This is a genomic window from Streptococcus infantis, assembly GCF_047463315.1.
Classification (GTDB): domain Bacteria; phylum Bacillota; class Bacilli; order Lactobacillales; family Streptococcaceae; genus Streptococcus; species Streptococcus infantis_AB.
Window position 1 is genome coordinate 353,963 of record NZ_JASHEB010000001.1, and the last position, 16,569, is coordinate 370,531.

General features: G+C 40.2%; 16 protein-coding genes. 2 read left to right on the forward strand and 14 right to left on the reverse strand.

Annotated features, from left to right (window positions below):
- Positions 1-39 precede the first annotated feature (39 nt).
- The 4 genes from clpP to QM857_RS01815 all read right to left on the reverse strand — a co-directional run bounded on the left by clpP (position 40) and on the right by QM857_RS01815 (position 2,552).
- Positions 40-630 (reverse strand): ATP-dependent Clp protease proteolytic subunit ClpP, encoded by a 591-nt coding sequence (clpP, locus tag QM857_RS01800; RefSeq protein WP_006148124.1) that lies wholly within the window; start codon positions 628-630, stop codon positions 40-42.
- A gap of 160 nt (positions 631-790) precedes the next feature.
- Entirely contained in the window at positions 791-1,420 is a 630-nt protein-coding gene (gene upp, locus QM857_RS01805; RefSeq protein ID WP_004252365.1) for a uracil phosphoribosyltransferase, read from the reverse strand.
- 88 nt (positions 1,421-1,508) lie between these two features.
- Positions 1,509-1,976, reverse strand: coding sequence for a deoxycytidylate deaminase (locus QM857_RS01810; RefSeq protein WP_414274862.1), 468 nt, complete (start codon positions 1,974-1,976; stop codon positions 1,509-1,511).
- Between the two features lie 18 nt (positions 1,977-1,994).
- Entirely contained in the window at positions 1,995-2,552 is a 558-nt protein-coding gene (locus tag QM857_RS01815) for a TetR/AcrR family transcriptional regulator (RefSeq protein ID WP_004252362.1), read from the reverse strand.
- A gap of 124 nt (positions 2,553-2,676) precedes the next feature.
- On the opposite strand from QM857_RS01815, the gene QM857_RS01820 reads away from it, so the two are divergent.
- Together QM857_RS01820 and QM857_RS01825 are read left to right on the forward strand one after the other, a co-directional pair.
- Positions 2,677-3,522: a DegV family protein gene (locus QM857_RS01820; RefSeq protein WP_414274863.1), complete on the forward strand. Its 846-nt coding sequence runs from the start codon at positions 2,677-2,679 to the stop codon at positions 3,520-3,522.
- Positions 3,523-3,578: 56 nt separating this feature from the next.
- A complete protein-coding gene (locus QM857_RS01825) occupies positions 3,579-4,754 on the forward strand; it encodes an aminoacetone oxidase family FAD-binding enzyme (protein WP_074324639.1) in 1,176 nt (391 codons plus the stop codon).
- Between the two features lie 41 nt (positions 4,755-4,795).
- On the opposite strand, the gene QM857_RS01830 is transcribed toward QM857_RS01825, so the two are convergent.
- From QM857_RS01830 to pyrE, 10 genes are all read right to left on the reverse strand, one after another.
- A complete protein-coding gene (locus QM857_RS01830) occupies positions 4,796-5,536 on the reverse strand; it encodes a MerR family transcriptional regulator (protein ID WP_414274864.1) in 741 nt (246 codons plus the stop codon).
- A gap of 195 nt (positions 5,537-5,731) precedes the next feature.
- On the reverse strand, positions 5,732-6,676 hold the full coding sequence (gene manA / locus QM857_RS01835) for a mannose-6-phosphate isomerase, class I (protein ID WP_414274865.1): 945 nt from the start codon (positions 6,674-6,676) through the stop codon (positions 5,732-5,734).
- A 139-nt stretch (positions 6,677-6,815) separates the two neighbouring features.
- Complete coding sequence (locus QM857_RS01840; RefSeq protein WP_414274866.1) at positions 6,816-7,394, reverse strand: DUF3592 domain-containing protein; 579 nt, start codon at positions 7,392-7,394, stop codon at positions 6,816-6,818.
- Positions 7,395-7,544: 150 nt separating this feature from the next.
- Positions 7,545-9,320, reverse strand: coding sequence for a pyruvate oxidase (gene spxB / locus QM857_RS01845; protein ID WP_414274867.1), 1,776 nt, complete (start codon positions 9,318-9,320; stop codon positions 7,545-7,547).
- A gap of 322 nt (positions 9,321-9,642) precedes the next feature.
- On the reverse strand, positions 9,643-11,865 hold the full coding sequence (locus QM857_RS01850) for a heavy metal translocating P-type ATPase (RefSeq protein ID WP_414274868.1): 2,223 nt from the start codon (positions 11,863-11,865) through the stop codon (positions 9,643-9,645).
- A gap of 9 nt (positions 11,866-11,874) precedes the next feature.
- Entirely contained in the window at positions 11,875-12,246 is a 372-nt protein-coding gene (locus tag QM857_RS01855) for a cupredoxin domain-containing protein (protein ID WP_414274869.1), read from the reverse strand.
- Between the two features lie 10 nt (positions 12,247-12,256).
- Positions 12,257-12,652, reverse strand: coding sequence for a CopY/TcrY family copper transport repressor (locus QM857_RS01860; RefSeq protein WP_414274870.1), 396 nt, complete (start codon positions 12,650-12,652; stop codon positions 12,257-12,259).
- 435 nt (positions 12,653-13,087) lie between these two features.
- The gene (locus QM857_RS01865; protein ID WP_414274871.1) at positions 13,088-14,335 is read right to left on the reverse strand and encodes a toxic anion resistance protein; all 1,248 of its coding nucleotides are present in this window, start codon (positions 14,333-14,335) and stop codon (positions 13,088-13,090) included.
- Positions 14,336-14,356: 21 nt separating this feature from the next.
- On the reverse strand, positions 14,357-15,163 hold the full coding sequence (locus tag QM857_RS01870; RefSeq protein WP_414274872.1) for a hypothetical protein: 807 nt from the start codon (positions 15,161-15,163) through the stop codon (positions 14,357-14,359).
- Between the two features lie 757 nt (positions 15,164-15,920).
- A complete protein-coding gene (gene pyrE, locus QM857_RS01875) occupies positions 15,921-16,553 on the reverse strand; it encodes an orotate phosphoribosyltransferase (RefSeq protein WP_414274873.1) in 633 nt (210 codons plus the stop codon).
- Between the last annotated feature and the right edge of the window lie 16 nt (positions 16,554-16,569).

The window sequence follows — 16,569 nt, forward strand, 5'->3', positions numbered from 1 at the left end:
ATCAAAAAAAACAAGCTCAGTCGAGCTTGCTTTAGTAGTTTAATTCAAAGAATTATTAGCCATAATTTCGTCAATAAAACCGTAGTCAAGAGTTTCTTGAGCGCTCATCCAGTAATCACGTTCAGCATCTTTATGGATTTGCTCAACAGATTTGCCAGAATTATCTGCTAGGATTTGCTCCAAAGTCTTACGAGTTTTAAGCAAGTGTTCAGCAGCGATGGCCATATCAGTCTGCTGAGTACCACCACCTGTACCACCCATTGGTTGGTGAATCATGTATTCTGCATTTGGAAGCATGAAACGTTTGCCCTTTGCTCCACTTGAAGCAATAATTGTACCCATTGAGGCTGCCATCCCCATAACGATAGTTTGGACATCTGCCTTGATAAAGTTCATAGTATCAACGATTGCCAAACCAGCTGATACAGAACCTCCAGGAGTGTTTACATAAAGGTAAATATCTTTTGTACTATCTTGGGCATCCAAGAAAAGCAATTGGGCGATAACTGAGTTTGCCATATTGTCTTCGACTGGTCCAGTCAACATGATAATGCGGTCCTTAAGAAGACGTGAGTAGATGTCATACGAGCGTTCTCCACGACTTGTTTGTTCAATAACTACAGGAATCATTCATTTCTCCTTTTGATTTCTAATTTCTTTGTTAATAGGATTATTATATATCTTTGGTCAAAAAAGGTCAAATTTTTGCTCTATCCTAATAACAGATACAAAAATTTAACCTCCTTTCAAAACTAAGACTAGGCTATAGTCTCAATATCACTTTAGAATCTTATTTTGTTCCGAACAAGCGGTCTCCAGCGTCTCCAAGACCTGGAACGATGTAACCATGTTCGTTCAAGCGTTCATCCAAAGCTGCTGTAAAGATTTCTACATCAGGGTGTGCTGCTTGAAGTGCCTTCACACCTTCTGGAGCTGATACAAGGCAGACAAACTTGATGTTTGAAGCACCACGTTTTTTGAGGGAGTCAACAGCCAAAATCGCTGATCCACCTGTTGCAAGCATAGGATCAACTACAAAAATTTGACGTTGGTCAATATCTTCAGGTAATTTTACCAAGTATTCTACTGGTTGAAGAGTTTCTTCGTCACGGTACATACCAATGTGACCAACTTTTGCTGCTGGAACCAAACTCAATAGTCCATCAACCATACCAATACCTGCACGCAAGATTGGGACAATTGCCAATTTTTTACCAGCCAACTGTTTTTGAACTGTTTTTGTAATCGGTGTTTCGATTTCTACATCTTCAAGTGGAAGATCACGAAGCACTTCATATCCCATCAACATTGCAATCTCGTCTACTAGTTCACGAAAAGCTTTTGTAGAAGTGTCAGTGCGACGCAAGATTGATAATTTGTGTTGAATCAGTGGATGATTAATAACTTCAAGTTTTCCCATTTTCTGAATTCCTTCTTTCAATTTATTCTTCTTATTATACCAAAAAATGGTTTAAAAATCTTTCTAAACCATTTATTTTTTTATAACTCTAGATCAAATCTGCTGCTTGAAGAGCTGCTTGAACTGTCTCAAGTGGCAAATGTGTTAATTCTGTCCCTTTTTCTTGATAAAGGTATTGGGCATAATCGTCCATGCGGTATTGATTGATATAAACTACACGCTCACATCCTACTTGTAGTAACTGCTTGGTACAGTTAAGGCATGGAAAATGAGTAACGTAGGCTGTAAAACCCTTTGGAACGCCACGCTCTGCCCCTTGTAAAATAGCATTTACCTCTGCATGAAGAGTGCGGACACAGTGGCCTTCAATCACCAGACAGTCATGATCTATACAATGCTCTGTTCCTGATACAGAACCATTATAGCCTGTTGAAATAACCTTGTTATCCTTGACTAAAACAGCCCCTACCTTGGCACGTTTACAGGTTGAGCGATTGGCAATCAATAGGGCTTGAGCAGCAAAATACTCATCCCAAGCCAGTCTTTTTTCTGTCATAGCATTTCTCCTCATGTTTTATTTTTTGAAAAATGGTAGGCGTAAATCTGCGATTTTTTCAGCAGGAACCTTCATTCCATCCTTGATCCATTTAAGCAAAACCGATACGATGGCCGAACTCCAAAATGAATGTAGGTAAGAACTGACACCTTTTGATTTCCCATAGTATTTTTCTAGAAATTCTTGCATGGCTTGCACAAAGATTTTTTCTAAGTGATAGTCTAGGGCAAGCTGAATAACCTTAGCTTCTTTCTTGGCTTCTCTAAAGAGGTGAACCCATACGAGATAAAGGTCTGTTTTAACATCGTAATGACTTAGTTGCTCCATGATATTATGGACGCTACGTTTAAAGACACTTTCTAAAATCTCTTCTTTTGAATCATAGTTTCGATAAAAGGCTGCACGAGAAACGCCAGCACGCTTGACTAACTCAGAAATACTAATCTTAGCCAATTCTTTTTTCTCCAAGAGTTGCAAAAGAGCTGTTTCAATCGCTTCTCTGGTTAGCAAATTAGATTCTTGATTTGATTTTCTAAGATTTTCAAGCGATTTTTCAGATATTTTACGTTCAGACATAACAATTTCTTTCTACTTGTGACAACAGAGAGGTACTACTTTTGTTTCAAGGGCTTTCATGATATAATTGTAAAAAAAGACAGAACCTTTGTCAATGTATAAGTGATAAAGATGGAGAATTTCTATGACTTGGAAGATTGTAGCTGACTCTGGTTGTGATTATCGTCAACTGGCAAACCCCGCTTTTGATACTGAATTTGTCAGTGTTCCCTTAAAGATTCAGGTAGCAGATCAAGTCTTTGTCGATGATGCCAATCTAGATATCAATAAGATGATGGAAACTATGTATGCGACTTCTGAAGCTTCAAAATCAGCCTGCCCTAGTCCTGATGATTACTTACGAGCATTCGAAGGTGCCAAACATATTTTTGTAGTGACTATCACTGGAACTCTCTCTGGTAGCCACAATAGTGCTCAATTAGCTAAGAATATCTATCTCGAAGAACACCCTGATACTCAGATTCATGTCATCGATAGCTTATCAGCTGGTGGGGAAGTTGACCTAATCGTCGAAAAGATCAATGATTTGATCAACCAAGGACTTTCTTTTGAAGAAGTCGTTGAAGTGATTACTACTTATCAAGAAAAAACGAAGTTGTTGTTCGTTCTTGCTAAGGTTGATAACCTGGTTAAGAACGGTCGCTTGAGTAAGCTGATCGGTACAGTTGTTGGACTTCTCAATATTCGTATGGTCGGTGAAGCAAGCGAAACCGGAACCTTAGAACTCCTCCAAAAAGCTCGTGGTCCTAAAAAGTCCCTTCAGGCTGCTTATGAAGAGTTAATCAAAGCTGGCTACGCTGGTGGGCGTATCGTCATGGCTCATCGTAGCAATGACAAATTCTGCCAACAGCTTTCAGAGCTCTTACGAGAAAAATACCCACAAGCTGATATTAAAATCATCCCAACTTCTGGACTCTGCAGTTTCTATGCGGAAGAAGGTGGGCTCCTCATGGGATACGAAATCAACTAATAAATCTGACAAGAGATGTCTAATCATCTCTTGTTTTTTTATGGTACAATACTCTTATGAAACATTTTGATACTATTGTCATCGGAGGTGGCCCTGCTGGTATGATGGCTACGATTTCCAGTAGCTTTTACGGGCAGAAAACCCTTCTCATCGAAAAAAATCGGAAACTTGGAAAAAAATTAGCTGGAACTGGCGGTGGTCGCTGTAACGTGACTAACAACGGAACTCTAGACGATCTACTCGCTGGCATCCCTGGAAATGGGCGATTTCTATACAGTGTCTTCTCACAGTTTGATAACCATGATATCATTAATTTTTTCACGGAAAATGGTGTTAAACTCAAGGTTGAAGACCACGGACGTGTCTTCCCAGCCAGCGACAAATCTCGTACCATAATCGAAGCCTTGGAAAAGAAAATCATTGAACTTGGTGGACAAATTGCTACTCAAACAGAGATTGTTTCTGTTAAAAAGATAGACGACCAGTTTGTCCTTAAGTCCGCAGACCAGACCTTTACTTGTGATAAACTCATTGTCACAACAGGTGGTAAGTCTTATCCTTCTACTGGTTCGACTGGTTTTGGTCACGAGATTGCCCGTCATTTCAAACACACCATTACCGAACTTGAGGCTGCTGAAAGTCCCTTATTGACAGATTTTCCGCACAAGGCTTTGCAGGGGATTTCCCTAGATGATGTGACCCTCAGTTATGGCAAGCACGTCATTACTCATGATCTGCTCTTTACCCACTTTGGTTTATCTGGTCCCGCTGCTCTTCGTATGTCAAGCTTTGTCAAGGGTGGCGAAATCCTATCTTTAGATGTCTTGCCACAACTTTCTGAAGGCGACTTAGTAAATTTTCTAGAAGAAAACCGTGAAAAATCCTTAAAAAATGCCTTGAAATCTTTGTTGCCAGAACGCTTGGCAGAATTCTTGGTGCAAGGCTACCCAGAAAAGGTCAAACAACTAACAGAAAAAGAACGCGACCAACTTATCCAGTCTATCAAGTCCCTCAAAATCCCTGTGACTGGTAAGATGTCCTTGGCTAAATCCTTTGTGACCAAAGGGGGTGTTAGTCTCAAGGAAATCAATCCTAAAACACTGGAAAGTAAATTGGTTCCTGGACTCCACTTTGCTGGCGAGGTACTAGATATCAATGCCCACACAGGTGGCTTTAACATCACTTCTGCCCTCTGCACCGGATGGGTGGCAGGAAGTCTACATTATGATTAAACTTTAAAGTAAGAAATCGGCAGAGGTTACTCCGCCGATTTTTATTTTGTCTGAGTTCGGACATAGTGGGCAATGACATCTGATGTGTACTGTGCTGTTCCTGGCCCAAATTTGTCAATATTTTCCTTAAACTCTGGATTATAGACATATCCTTTTCCGATATGACCGAAGACTTCCATAGAGCAGTCAAATCCATAAGTACGAATAGCTTGTAAGAGCTTGGCTGCTTCCTCTTGATTTTCAGATGCTGTTGCAGGTAGACCATCTTTGAGATTTTGAGCCAAGGCTTGAAAGATTTGATTAAAGACTGTTGTAGCTTCATCCTCTCGTCCTTTTTGACGATCAAGGGCTTGATCCATGACTTCTTGGCCATACTTGTCTACCGCCTCTTGGTGGTATTTTTGATTGTCTTGGTAGCTAAATCCAGTGAATTTTTCTTGAATGGTCATTTTTATTTCTCCTTTTTGTTCTTGAATGGTTTTTTGCAAGGTAGAAATCAAGGTATCTAGATGTTGCCTTTCTCGAGTTAGGTAATCCAACTGTCTTGCCAAATGTGGTAACAAGTCCGTCTTTTCTTCCTTCAATAGCTCTGCTATTTTTTCTAAAGAAAAGCCTAGATACTTGTAATAGAGGATAACCTGAAGTCGTTCTAAATCCTCTTGACTATAGGTTCGATAGCCGTTTTCCGACTTTAAGGGGACCAAGAGTCCTATCTTATCGTAGTGGTGCAGGGTCTTGACAGAGACACCTGAAAGCTGCGCAGCTTCTTTTATATGGTACATGATTTCCTCCTTACAAGGATAGTATAACCCCTCCCCTTAGGGGAGAGTCAAGATTTTTTTATAAAAGTTTAACTATTTTTAAATTTGGGGAAGATAATCGGTCTAAGCCATTGTCAAACTTTGACCTATTGTCCTCAGATTCGGAGAATTCCAAGTTAAAAAAAGACTTGAGAATATCTCTCAAGTCTTTTCTTTTTATGGATGGCTAACAATCAATTCTAGACCTTGCCCTTCCAAGGTCCAAGCTTCAACATCACTTGGTAAGATAAAGTGACTACCTTTTTGAATTGGATAATCTTTTCCGTCTACAGTCAGTTTCCCTTGACCGGCCAAGACACTGAACAAGCTATAGTCAGCTGTCTTTTCAAAGTCAACTTTTCCTGCGATTTCCCACTTGTAAACTGCAAAGAAATCATTAGAGACAAGTAAAGTCGAACGCAAATCATCTGCTTTGACAGTCACAGGACGGCTATTTGCAGGCTCACCGATATTTAAAACATCGATGGATTTTTCAAGATGAAGCTCACGCAAGTTGCCATTATCATCCCTACGGTCAAAGTCATAAACACGGTAGGTTGTATCACTAGACTGTTGCGTTTCAAGGATTAAGATACCTGCACCGATAGCATGCATGGTTCCGCTTGGTACATAGAAGAAGTCTCCTGCCTTAACAGGTACTTTTGTAAGCAAGGCATCCCAGTTTTTATCTTCAATTTGCTGACGGAGTTCTTCTTTAGACTTAGCATTGTGACCGTAAATAATCTCTGAACCTTCATCTGCGGCGATGATATACCAGCACTCTGTTTTTCCGAGTTCGCCTTCGTGCTCTAGTCCATAAGCATCGTCTGGGTGAACTTGAACACTGAGCCAGTCATTGGCATCAAGGATTTTGGTCAAGAGCGGAAATACAGGCTCAGGACGGTTGCCAAACAACTCACGGTGTTCCGCATACAAAGTAGCTAGGTCTGTTCCTTCATAGCGGCCATTGGCTACCTTAGACACTCCATTTGGATGAGCTGAGATTGCCCAATATTCTCCGATTTTTTCACTAGGAATGTCGTAACCAAACTCATCACGTAGTTTAGTCCCACCCCAGATTTTTTCTTGCATTACAGAATTTAAAAATAACGGTTCTGACATCTTGATCTCCTGTCTGATTTTTCTCCCTTCATTATAGCAAAAAAAGAGTTCCAGTTGAACTCTTTTTCATATCTTATAAAGTAGGGAGAAGATTTTATAAAATTAGTAACGATATGGACTTCTTATTCTATCGAGAAACTCAATTAACAAGATTTGGAAGAATAAACACCGTAAAGAAAGCCATGGCAATCATCATAAATACAAACAGGTAGACAGAATATTTGAACAACCATGTAAAACGACCTGGTTTTAAAGGTCTTTCTACGTAGGAATATTTTGGTTTTTTAGGGTCATAATAAACAGCAACCTTACTACCTACTGGGAAATACTCTTCTAAAGGTGATTTGGTTAAAGAGATGAAACTGTTCCTATAAATTTTATATCTTAAAACCTGAGGAATTTCCCCATCTTCAAAATTGTCCATTTTGACATCAGATACGATTGAACCTAAGGGAGTACTGATTGTATTTGAAATAGCAGATCGAAATTTTGGCCCGACGACCTTATATCGGTTCCCATCAACAGTGTACTCAACCACTGGAAGGCTAATTCCGTTATAAAGAGCATAGGAATATCGGATAATAACTCCTTCCGTTTTTTCGGTGCATCTCTTGGCATTTCTATAATTACTTAAGATAAAATAGTCAAACATAAAATAGGTAAAGACAGCAAAGCCTAAATCCATTAAACCAAATAATAAAAAGAAACTTGTTGGCATATTTTTCTCCTTCAAACATGATGATGACTCTATTTTAACAGAAAAGATGGGAGAAAAAAAGACCGGATTGCTCCGATCTTTTAAGATTCTCTCTAAGAAAATCAATGCATAAAATCTACAATGTTTACTTTTGATTTTCGACGAGAGGAATTATTTAATTGCGCGTGATTGCAACCCTTCTTCTTCCAAGAAGAGGCGGAATGGTACAAGCTCTTCTGCTTCGTATTTTTCCTTGAAGGCTTTAATAGCTTCTTCTGAGTGTTGTTTTGGATCCAACTCAAGTACTTCTACTGGAAGTGGACGATGTGGAGTGATGTGAGCATCGATAACAACAGTTTTACCTTCTTTGTTCAATTTAACAGCTTCAGCAACGACTGCATCGATATCTTCGATACGGTCAACTGTAAATCCAATAGCTCCTTGCGCTTCAGCGATTTTCGCATAGTCAGCATTAGGGAAGTCACAACCAAACAAGTGTTTGTTTGTGTCTTCGTATTTGTCCTTGATGAAGGCATATTTACCATTTGAGAAGACAACGTTGATAACTGGAAGGTCGTATTGAACGTTTGTGATAACGTCTGGGTAGCACATGTTGAATGCACCGTCACCCATGATGTTCCATACTTGGCGATCTGGATTGTCTTTCTTAGCAGCGATACCACCAGGAAGGGCAATACCCATTGTCGCAAAGAGTGGAGATGTACGCCACATGTTCTTAGGTGTCATGTGAAGGTGACGAGTAGATGTTTGAGTAGTGTCACCTACGTCGATTGAGTAGATAGCGTCTTGATCAGCATGTTTGTTAATTGCATTGTAAACTTGATACAATTGCAATTCACCCTCAGTTTTACCTTCGAGTTTGTTCATGTAATCACGCCAGTTTTGGTTGTTCTTAATGTTTGCACGCCACCATGGAGTAGATTCAACTGGGTTTACTTTATCAAGGATAGCTTTAGCTGCTTGACCTGCATCACCAAGGATTGAAGCGTCAAGGGCATGACGTTTACCAAGTTTGTAAGGGTCAATATCCACTTGGATGAATTTTTCAGTGTTCTTGAATGCTTCGTAAACTTCAGCAAATGGGAAGTTTGAACCAAGGAAAAGAACTGTGTCTGCTTCAAAGACCACTTCGTTGGCTGGTTTCCAACCAACACGGTAAGCAGAACCTGTCAAACCTTCGTAGTTCCATTCGAAAGCTTCGAAGTTTTTACCAGTTGTGATGATTGGTGCTTTGATTTTACGTGACAATTCAGTAATCACTTCACCAGCTTTAACACCACCGTAACCAGCGTAGATCACTGGGCGTTCAGCATTGTTCAAGATTTCAACAGCTTTGTCGATTTCAACTTCGTTCAAAGCAGGAGCGATGAATGAACGCTCGTATGAACCTGAACCGTAGTATGAGTTTTCGTCGATTTCTTGGAAACCAAAGTTTACTGGAATTTCAACGACAGCTGGACCTTTTTTAGAAACGGCAGCACGGCAAGCTTCGTCAATCACTTTTGGCAATTGCTCTGCGTAAGCTACACGTTTGTTGTAAACAGCGATACCGTTGTACATTGGATTTTGGTTAAGCTCTTGGAAGGCATCCATGTTCAATTCGTTAACTGGACGTGATCCAAGGATAGCAAGGAATGGAGTGTTATCCATAGCTGCATCGTAAACACCGTTAATCAAGTGAGTCGCACCTGGACCACCTGAACCAACTGCAACACCAATAGATCCGCCAAATTTAGCCTGCATAACCGCTGCAAGAGCACCTGTTTCTTCGTGGCGAACTTGCAAGAAACGGATATCTTTGTCTTCAGCCAAAGCGTCCATAAGTGAGCTAAGTGTTCCTGATGGGATACCGTAGATTGTGTCTACGCCCCATGTTTTCAATACGTTAAGCATTGCTGCAGATGCAGTAATTTTCCCTTGAGTCATAATGATAACTCTCCTTAAAGTTAATTTGATAAAAGATAAAAGCGCTTTTATATGTTTTTTGAAAACGATTCAGTAAATTTACAATCCTAATTTATCACATTTGATTTCAGATTCATAAGAATGTGCTCAGAAAACTTCATTCTCTATTACAGTACAGTTTGAAAACGTTTCGAAAATCTGTTTTAGAATAGCAAAAAAGCGGTTAAAACCGCCTTTTTATACTCAATGAAAATCAAAGAGCAAACTAGGAAGCAAGCCGCAGGCTGTACTTGAGTACGGCAAGGTGAAGCTGACGTGGTTTGAATTTGATTTTCGAAGAGTATTAATCGACTTTAGTAAAATTAAGCATAAGAGAGCTGATTAAAACAGAGACTGAACTAAAGGCCATGGCCAATCCTGCAAGTTCTGGATTGAGCACCAAACCAAGACTTGAAAAGACTCCTGCTGCAATCGGAATACCAATGAGGTTATAGATAGAAGCCCAGAAAAGATTGAGTAGGATACGATTAAAGGTCTTCTTACTCATATCAAAAGCACGTGCCAATCCTAGTAAATTGTTGGTTGTAAGGACAAGATCTGCTGATTCAATGGCAATATCTGTACCAGATCCCATGGCAATTCCGACATCCGCTACACTGAGGGCCGGCGCATCATTGATACCATCTCCAACAAAGGCCAATTTGCCATTCTTTTGAAGCTTGTGAATTTCATGTGCCTTTTCCTCTGGCAAGACATTTGCGATTACTTCTTCGATTCCAATTTGCTCTGCAATCGCATGGGCTACTCCAGCATTATCTCCAGTAAGCATGACCGTTCTAAGACCACGTTTTTTCAATTTAGCAATGGCTTCTCGAGCATTTTCCTTAGGGATATCTTGCAAGGCAAGTAAGCCTTTTAACTCACCATCAACGGATAAGAAGACAACTGTTTTTGCTTCTTTCTCAAGCAAATCAAATCGTTCTTGATAATCATGTGGAATAGCAAGATCATCTAAGAGTTTGGCATTCCCCAGCAAGACTTGTTTACCATTAATATCCCCAGTCACACCTTTTCCATGTAAGGCTTGGAAGTTTTCAACAGGGTAAAGGCTAATTCCTAGTTCAGATGCACGATTTACAACTGCTTGAGCTAGCGGGTGTTGAGATACATCTTCCAGTGAAGCAGCCAAACTTAGCACTTCTCCTTCATCTCCGACAACATCTGTTACCACTGGCTTCCCTTCGGTCAAGGTTCCTGTCTTATCAAAAACAACTGTTTGGACTTTTTGGATTTCCTGTAAAACTGTACCATTTTTGAGAAGAATCCCCATCTTGGCACTTCGTCCTGTTCCAACCATGAGTGCTGTCGGTGTCGCGAGTCCTAGTGCACAAGGACAGGCAATTATCAAAACTGCTACTCCATAGAGGAGCGACGTCACAAAGCTTTCTCCTAAGAAAACAAACCAGATCCAAAAAGTAAGAAGTCCTAAAATGACAACTGCTGGTACAAAAATCCCAGAAATCTTGTCTGTCAAATCTTGAATAGGAGCACGACTCGTTTGCGCTTTTTTCACAAAGTCCACAATCTGAGCCAACATGGTTTCAGAACCTACTTTTTCAGCTCTAAAAATAATCGTACCACTATTATTGATGGTTGAACCAATGACAGCATCTCCAACTGATTTATCGACTGGAATACTTTCCCCAGTCACCATTGATTCATCGATGCTGGTTTCACCTTCTAACACAGTCCCATCAACGGCAATTTTTTCACCTGGTCGAACGCGAATGAGATCCCCAACTTTGACTTGTTCTAGAGGGATTTGAACATAAACATCATCACGCAAAACCTCTGCTGTTTTTGCTTGTAGGTCTAATAATTTTTCGACTGCCTGCGAAGTATTTTTTCGCATTTTTTCCTCAAAAACTGCTCCCAAAAGAATGAAGAAGAGGATAAATGCAGCACTTTCAAAGTAAACGGGCAGCCCAGTGAAGAGGGCAACTAAGCTATAGAAATAGGCCACTAGGGTTCCCAGAGCAACCAAGGTATCCATGTTGGAATTGTGCTTTTTAAAACTAGCCCAGGCGCTTCTGATATATGGAACTCCAGCTACCAGCATAATGGGTGTTGTGGCTAAAAAGGTGCCCCAACGCATGACTTGGTGACTAATTCCTCCTGTAGACATCCCAATCATGAGAATCACAAGAGGCACAGTAAAGATACTAGTAATCCAAAAACGTTGTAAAAGACTGAGAGACTTTTTAGTTTTTTCAACAACGGTGTAGGTCCCCTTTTGCATCTTCATGCCGCATGAAAATTCATGCTCGCCCAAGTCTTGAGGAGTAAAGCGAATGACTTTTTCCTCGTCTTGAGCGATTGGTTCTAGAATCCCTTCTTCTTCGAAGAGAATCTCCTTATAGCAGTTTGATGGTGTCACACGATGAAAGGTAATCTCAGCAGGAATCCCTTTTTGTAGTTGAATATGGGCTGGATGATAGCCTTTTTCTGCCGTGATACGGATTTTTTGAACACCATTTTCAAGGCTTGCTTTCATAATTTCTGTCATATTGTTCTCCTATTCTACAATCATCTTACCGTGCATCATATTCATGCCACAAGAGAAACCATACTCACCTGCTTCTTCAGGAGTGATTTCAACCACATATTGGTCTCCCATAGGCAGATCTGCATGCACTCCAAAGTCTGGAAAAACGATTTGGTCCAAGCAAGGTGAAGGATCTTTTCGATCGAAAATAATGCGAGCAGGTTGCGATTTTTTGAGGATAATAGTTCCTGGAGTATATCCCCCCATGACTTCCACTCGAATTTCTTGATAGCCATTCTTTTGTTGAGCTCTCTTACCGTCTTCTTGAGGTTTTTTGAAAAACCAAAAGAGGATAAAAGCAATAAATCCTAAAACAATAATAGATACAAATAGATTTAACATATCGTCTCCTTTACATACAATTACATTTTACTTCTGTTACAGCACTTGCTTTTTTCTTAGAAATGACTTCTTCCAAGCCTTTCAAGTCAGCTAGGGTAAAGTCACATTCTTCTACCAAATCAGCTACTAAATGCTTTATTCTGCGAGAACAAAGCTTATCTTTGATATCCTGGACAAGTAACTTCCTACTATCTTCCTGCGTCAACAACGCTGAATAGATAAAGGACTTGCCCTGCTTTTCTCGAGTCAAACATTCTTTCTCCACCAAACGTGCCAAGAGTGTCTGGATCGTGGATTTGGACCAGCTAAACCTTTTCTCTAATACTTTTATGAGATCAGTACTAGTCTGTTCTCCCTGCATCCAGATAATCTTCATGACCTGCCATTCTGCATCCGAAATCTGCATCAGCACACCTCCAAAATCTACATTTGTCAATTACAACTATCAGTATACTATTAAAATCTACATTTGTCAACTAAATTTCCTAAAAATTTTAAAATTTCCCTTTCCAATAGATTTTGTCTTTCATTGTGATAGAAAATACATATTATCCAAAAGAGATTTTTAAAGCTACAATTTTTTATCATTTAGCATCATTTTTCACCTGTATTATACATGATGTGTAATACAACGAAATAAAAAAAACCTCGTACAATCTATACGAGATGCTTTCATTCTTCCCCTACTCTCTATATCTCTTTCAATTTTTCGAGATAGGCGGTTAATTCTGCTTGGGCTTCTGGTGTTGTGCCCACTAGCTGGCTGCGCATGTGTGCGAGTCTGCCTTCTACTAAAACATGCAAAATCCCTTGCAAGCTATACTTACAAGGGATTTGTGTATTATTCTTGTACTTCTTTCTGGGCGGCCTTGCCTTGGTCTAGAAGGGCTTGGACGATTTTCTCATCGCGTAGTTTAACAGAATCGTTGATCATTTCTGCGGACTTGACGATGGTTGTTTCTAGTTGGGCACGTTTCTGGCGTCCCAACTCAATAGCAGCGACGATACCTTGGTTTTGAGCGACCAGACTTTCAGCCAGCTTAGTAACCGATTCGACAGCGACTGTCGGACTTTGGGCAATTTGTTCCATCTGTGGAATCACTTCCTTGCTAGTTTCAGCTAGCATCTGGAGGGCAGCATTATTAGCGTTGACAATAGCATCTGCCACGACACCTGATTTCATTGATTGTTGCAAAATGCCAAGTTGGGCAATGGAAAGCTTCATTGTCGGAATCGTATTGCGACGAAGCATGCCCAATTTTTGGCGCATATCAGATGACACCTTCACAAGATTGCGCATCTGAGGTGTTGTTGCCCAGGCAACATAGAGACGGCTGACATACTCGGTGTGCTGTTGTTCAAGGGTATTGACCACTTCTGCCATGCGGGCCAATTCTTGAGACTTGGTCTGGTATTCTACTGTACTTGTATCAAGTTGGTCAGCTTGGGCCTTCAGTTCAGCAGCGCGATTGCCAGCTTCTGTCTGGCTGGCTTCTATAAAGGAAATCACTCCCACTAGGTTTTCAATGGATTTGGTATTATCCTCAATCAACATCTCAGCTGAGACGATATTTCGAGCTAGCACATCTTCTTGATTGACCACTGCGGCAGCCATGCCATCTAGCTTTTGCTCCACTGTTTTTGAGTCAAAGTAAAATTCCTGGAGGGTATTCTTGCTCTTGCTAAACAATCGTTGCAAAAAGTTTGGTTTTTCTTCTAATTCAGCAATTTCAGCGTTCTTGTATTTAACGACAAAGCCTTGCAACTCACGGTTGGTATTCTTGAGTAGATCATCCACTTGGGGAATCTGCAGTTTCTTTTGTTCTGACAAGATACGATTGACCGTATTGTTCACACCTTCTACAGCAGATTGTCCAAAATCTAAGAGCGCATTTTGATTGGTGACAAACTGGTCTACTAACTGGGGCACACGCGCCTTAATTCCTTCTTGCTGCTCAGGGCTCAACTTTTCAAGGAAGGTCAAGGTCTTGTCTGAGCCAGTATTGGTCTCGATGATTTGGGTTGTCTTATCCACCTTAGATACCGTATTGTTGGCAATCTGGTCAATATCAAAATTAAATTCTGTCATGGTTACTCCTTTATTTATATCCTATTCTTTTCGATCTTTTTCGAGGATACGCAGACTGATATCAAAATCACGCATATCTGTTTCATTGAGTTCTCTCAAAACTTGATCCAGCTCAAGGTCAAATTGTTCGATGGCTGCTTTAGCTTGCTCTAAGCGTTCTTCTGCCCGATTATAGTTTTTAGGATTGGCCTTAATCTTTAAATAGCCTTCTAAAATCGTTTGGAATTTCTCCATTTTCAAACTATGAATAGCAGTCAGTTCTTCCTTATCACCCTCAGCAGAGGTAGCAATCTTGTCTAAAATGGCCTGATGGTCAATGGCAATATTGGCCAAAGTTTGGGACAGTTCTGGAGCTGATTCCTCTGGCTCTACATTTTCAAGTTCTACCTGACTTTCTCTTTTTAAACGCTCGAACTGAACATCGATGTTTGCTCGAACTGTACGAACCTTTTTATCAATGCGGTTATAGACATCATCACCGATATAGAACTTGAGGCGATCCGCTTCCTGATGGATTTCCCGCAACTCAATCAATACTTGATTAGCCAGACTCTTATAAGATTCTGAACCTCTTTCAGCCAAGATTCCCTCTAGTTGCTGAATATCTTTGTCCGCTTGACGAATCCGAGCTTTTAAAAGCTCAATCTGATCGTCGAGAGAACGATCCTTCAATAGAGGATAACGCCAACGTCTGTAAAGCAGATAGCCACCATAACCTAGCAAGACACAAATTGCAAGAGGCAGCGCATACTGAAGCAGAAGCCCCAGCAATAACAAAACTACCCAAAAATAGAGGCAGCCTTTCCAAAAACCATTACCCGATTTCATAAACATTCCTTATTTTCAATTTATAAGTCTATTTTAGCACAAAAGACAAAAATGAGGGCGGAAAATCCCCTAGAAAAAAGTTGTTTTATTTATTGTCTAATGGAACTCAGTAGCTCATGTTATTATTTAAGTTGTATAGACTTAAATTACAAGTTTCAGCAATCCAGGTTTACCCAGTTAGTTCTACACGAAAAGTGAAATAAAGGCTTGAAATATAGAGGTTATATACTAGAATGAAAGCATAAAGGGAAAATAATGCTTCTAGCTTATATAACTCCTTCCTTTCTTAAACTGAGAGGCTAAAATATTATACCAGATTTATATCATCAACATTACTTAATTCAAGGAAGAGGCTATATACGATTATCCCTTAGTTATGGAAAAGCTATAGAGCCTATTCTAGGTGCAATTTCGCTGATTTATAGTAACCGTGAATCAGCGTATACACACGAGAATACTAGATAGTCACCACTGCTCTTTGTATAGAGCTAGTATATGTATTAATAATGCTCCGATTAAACGCCTCTTTGACTACTTTAAAACAGAGAGTGATGATATTAAGAAGCAAGACATTTTTGAAGAAGTTGTCACTGGTACTGATAACTACATCTACTTTTATAATAACAAACATTTTCAAGTTAGCTAAAAGGGCCTTGCCCCTCTTGAAATGAGGAACAAGGCCCTTGCTTAATCTTTTATTATTTCATTGCCCACTTGACAGTTAGCAGTTCCTAGTGACTACCTGTTTTTATATACCTTAAACATTTTGCCAATTTTCTTGGTCTTCTTTAAAGCGTTTTAGGAGAGCAAGTCCTTCTGGTGTAATGTAGCCTTCTTCTTGGGCTAGGTGGATGAGCTCGCTGTAGTTTGAAAGAGTCACTAGTTTGACACCAGCATCTGCAAAATTCTTATCTGCTTTTGGTAATTGATAGCTGAAAATAGCAACAACACCAAGAACATCTGCACCTTCACGTTTAGCAGCTGCTACAGCCTCAAGAACCGAACCACCAGTTGAAATCAAATCTTCCACAACGACCATCTTTTGACCTTGTGCTACACGACCTTCGATTTGGTTTCCAGCACCATGATCTTTAGGTTTGCTACGGATATAAGCAAATGGCAGATTCATCTTGTCAGCGATGATGGCACCGTGTGGGATACCTGCAGTCGCTGTTCCTGCAATCACTTCTACCTCTGGGAATTCTGACTTGATGGCTTCTACAAAACCATTCTCAATCAAGGTACGGGTATCTGGATAAGTAAGCGTCACACGGTTGTCTGTATAAATCGGCGACTTGATACCTGATGCCCAAGTGAAGGGCTCTTCTGGTTTAAGGTAAACGGCTTGAATTTTCAATAGATGGCTAGCGATATCTTTAGCAAGTGTCATGGTTTTCTCCTTTTGT

What these genes read in the sequence shown, in the direction of transcription:
- clpP (WP_006148124.1), bottom strand. Translation starts at nt 630, where the DNA reads ATGATTCCTGTAGTTATTGAACAAACAAGTCGTGGAGAACGCTCGTAT.
- upp (WP_004252365.1), bottom strand. Translation starts at nt 1,420, where the DNA reads ATGGGAAAACTTGAAGTTATTAATCATCCACTGATTCAACACAAATTA.
- QM857_RS01810 (WP_414274862.1), bottom strand. Translation starts at nt 1,976, where the DNA reads ATGACAGAAAAAAGACTGGCTTGGGATGAGTATTTTGCTGCTCAAGCC.
- QM857_RS01815 (WP_004252362.1), bottom strand. Translation starts at nt 2,552, where the DNA reads ATGTCTGAACGTAAAATATCTGAAAAATCGCTTGAAAATCTTAGAAAA.
- QM857_RS01820 (WP_414274863.1), top strand. Translation starts at nt 2,677, where the DNA reads ATGACTTGGAAGATTGTAGCTGACTCTGGTTGTGATTATCGTCAACTG.
- QM857_RS01825 (WP_074324639.1), top strand. Translation starts at nt 3,579, where the DNA reads ATGAAACATTTTGATACTATTGTCATCGGAGGTGGCCCTGCTGGTATG.
- QM857_RS01830 (WP_414274864.1), bottom strand. Translation starts at nt 5,536, where the DNA reads ATGTACCATATAAAAGAAGCTGCGCAGCTTTCAGGTGTCTCTGTCAAG.
- manA (WP_414274865.1), bottom strand. Translation starts at nt 6,676, where the DNA reads ATGTCAGAACCGTTATTTTTAAATTCTGTAATGCAAGAAAAAATCTGG.
- QM857_RS01840 (WP_414274866.1), bottom strand. Translation starts at nt 7,394, where the DNA reads ATGCCAACAAGTTTCTTTTTATTATTTGGTTTAATGGATTTAGGCTTT.
- spxB (WP_414274867.1), bottom strand. Translation starts at nt 9,320, where the DNA reads ATGACTCAAGGGAAAATTACTGCATCTGCAGCAATGCTTAACGTATTG.
- QM857_RS01850 (WP_414274868.1), bottom strand. Translation starts at nt 11,865, where the DNA reads ATGACAGAAATTATGAAAGCAAGCCTTGAAAATGGTGTTCAAAAAATC.
- QM857_RS01855 (WP_414274869.1), bottom strand. Translation starts at nt 12,246, where the DNA reads ATGTTAAATCTATTTGTATCTATTATTGTTTTAGGATTTATTGCTTTT.
- QM857_RS01860 (WP_414274870.1), bottom strand. Translation starts at nt 12,652, where the DNA reads ATGCAGATTTCGGATGCAGAATGGCAGGTCATGAAGATTATCTGGATG.
- QM857_RS01865 (WP_414274871.1), bottom strand. Translation starts at nt 14,335, where the DNA reads ATGACAGAATTTAATTTTGATATTGACCAGATTGCCAACAATACGGTA.
- QM857_RS01870 (WP_414274872.1), bottom strand. Translation starts at nt 15,163, where the DNA reads ATGAAATCGGGTAATGGTTTTTGGAAAGGCTGCCTCTATTTTTGGGTA.
- pyrE (WP_414274873.1), bottom strand. Translation starts at nt 16,553, where the DNA reads ATGACACTTGCTAAAGATATCGCTAGCCATCTATTGAAAATTCAAGCC.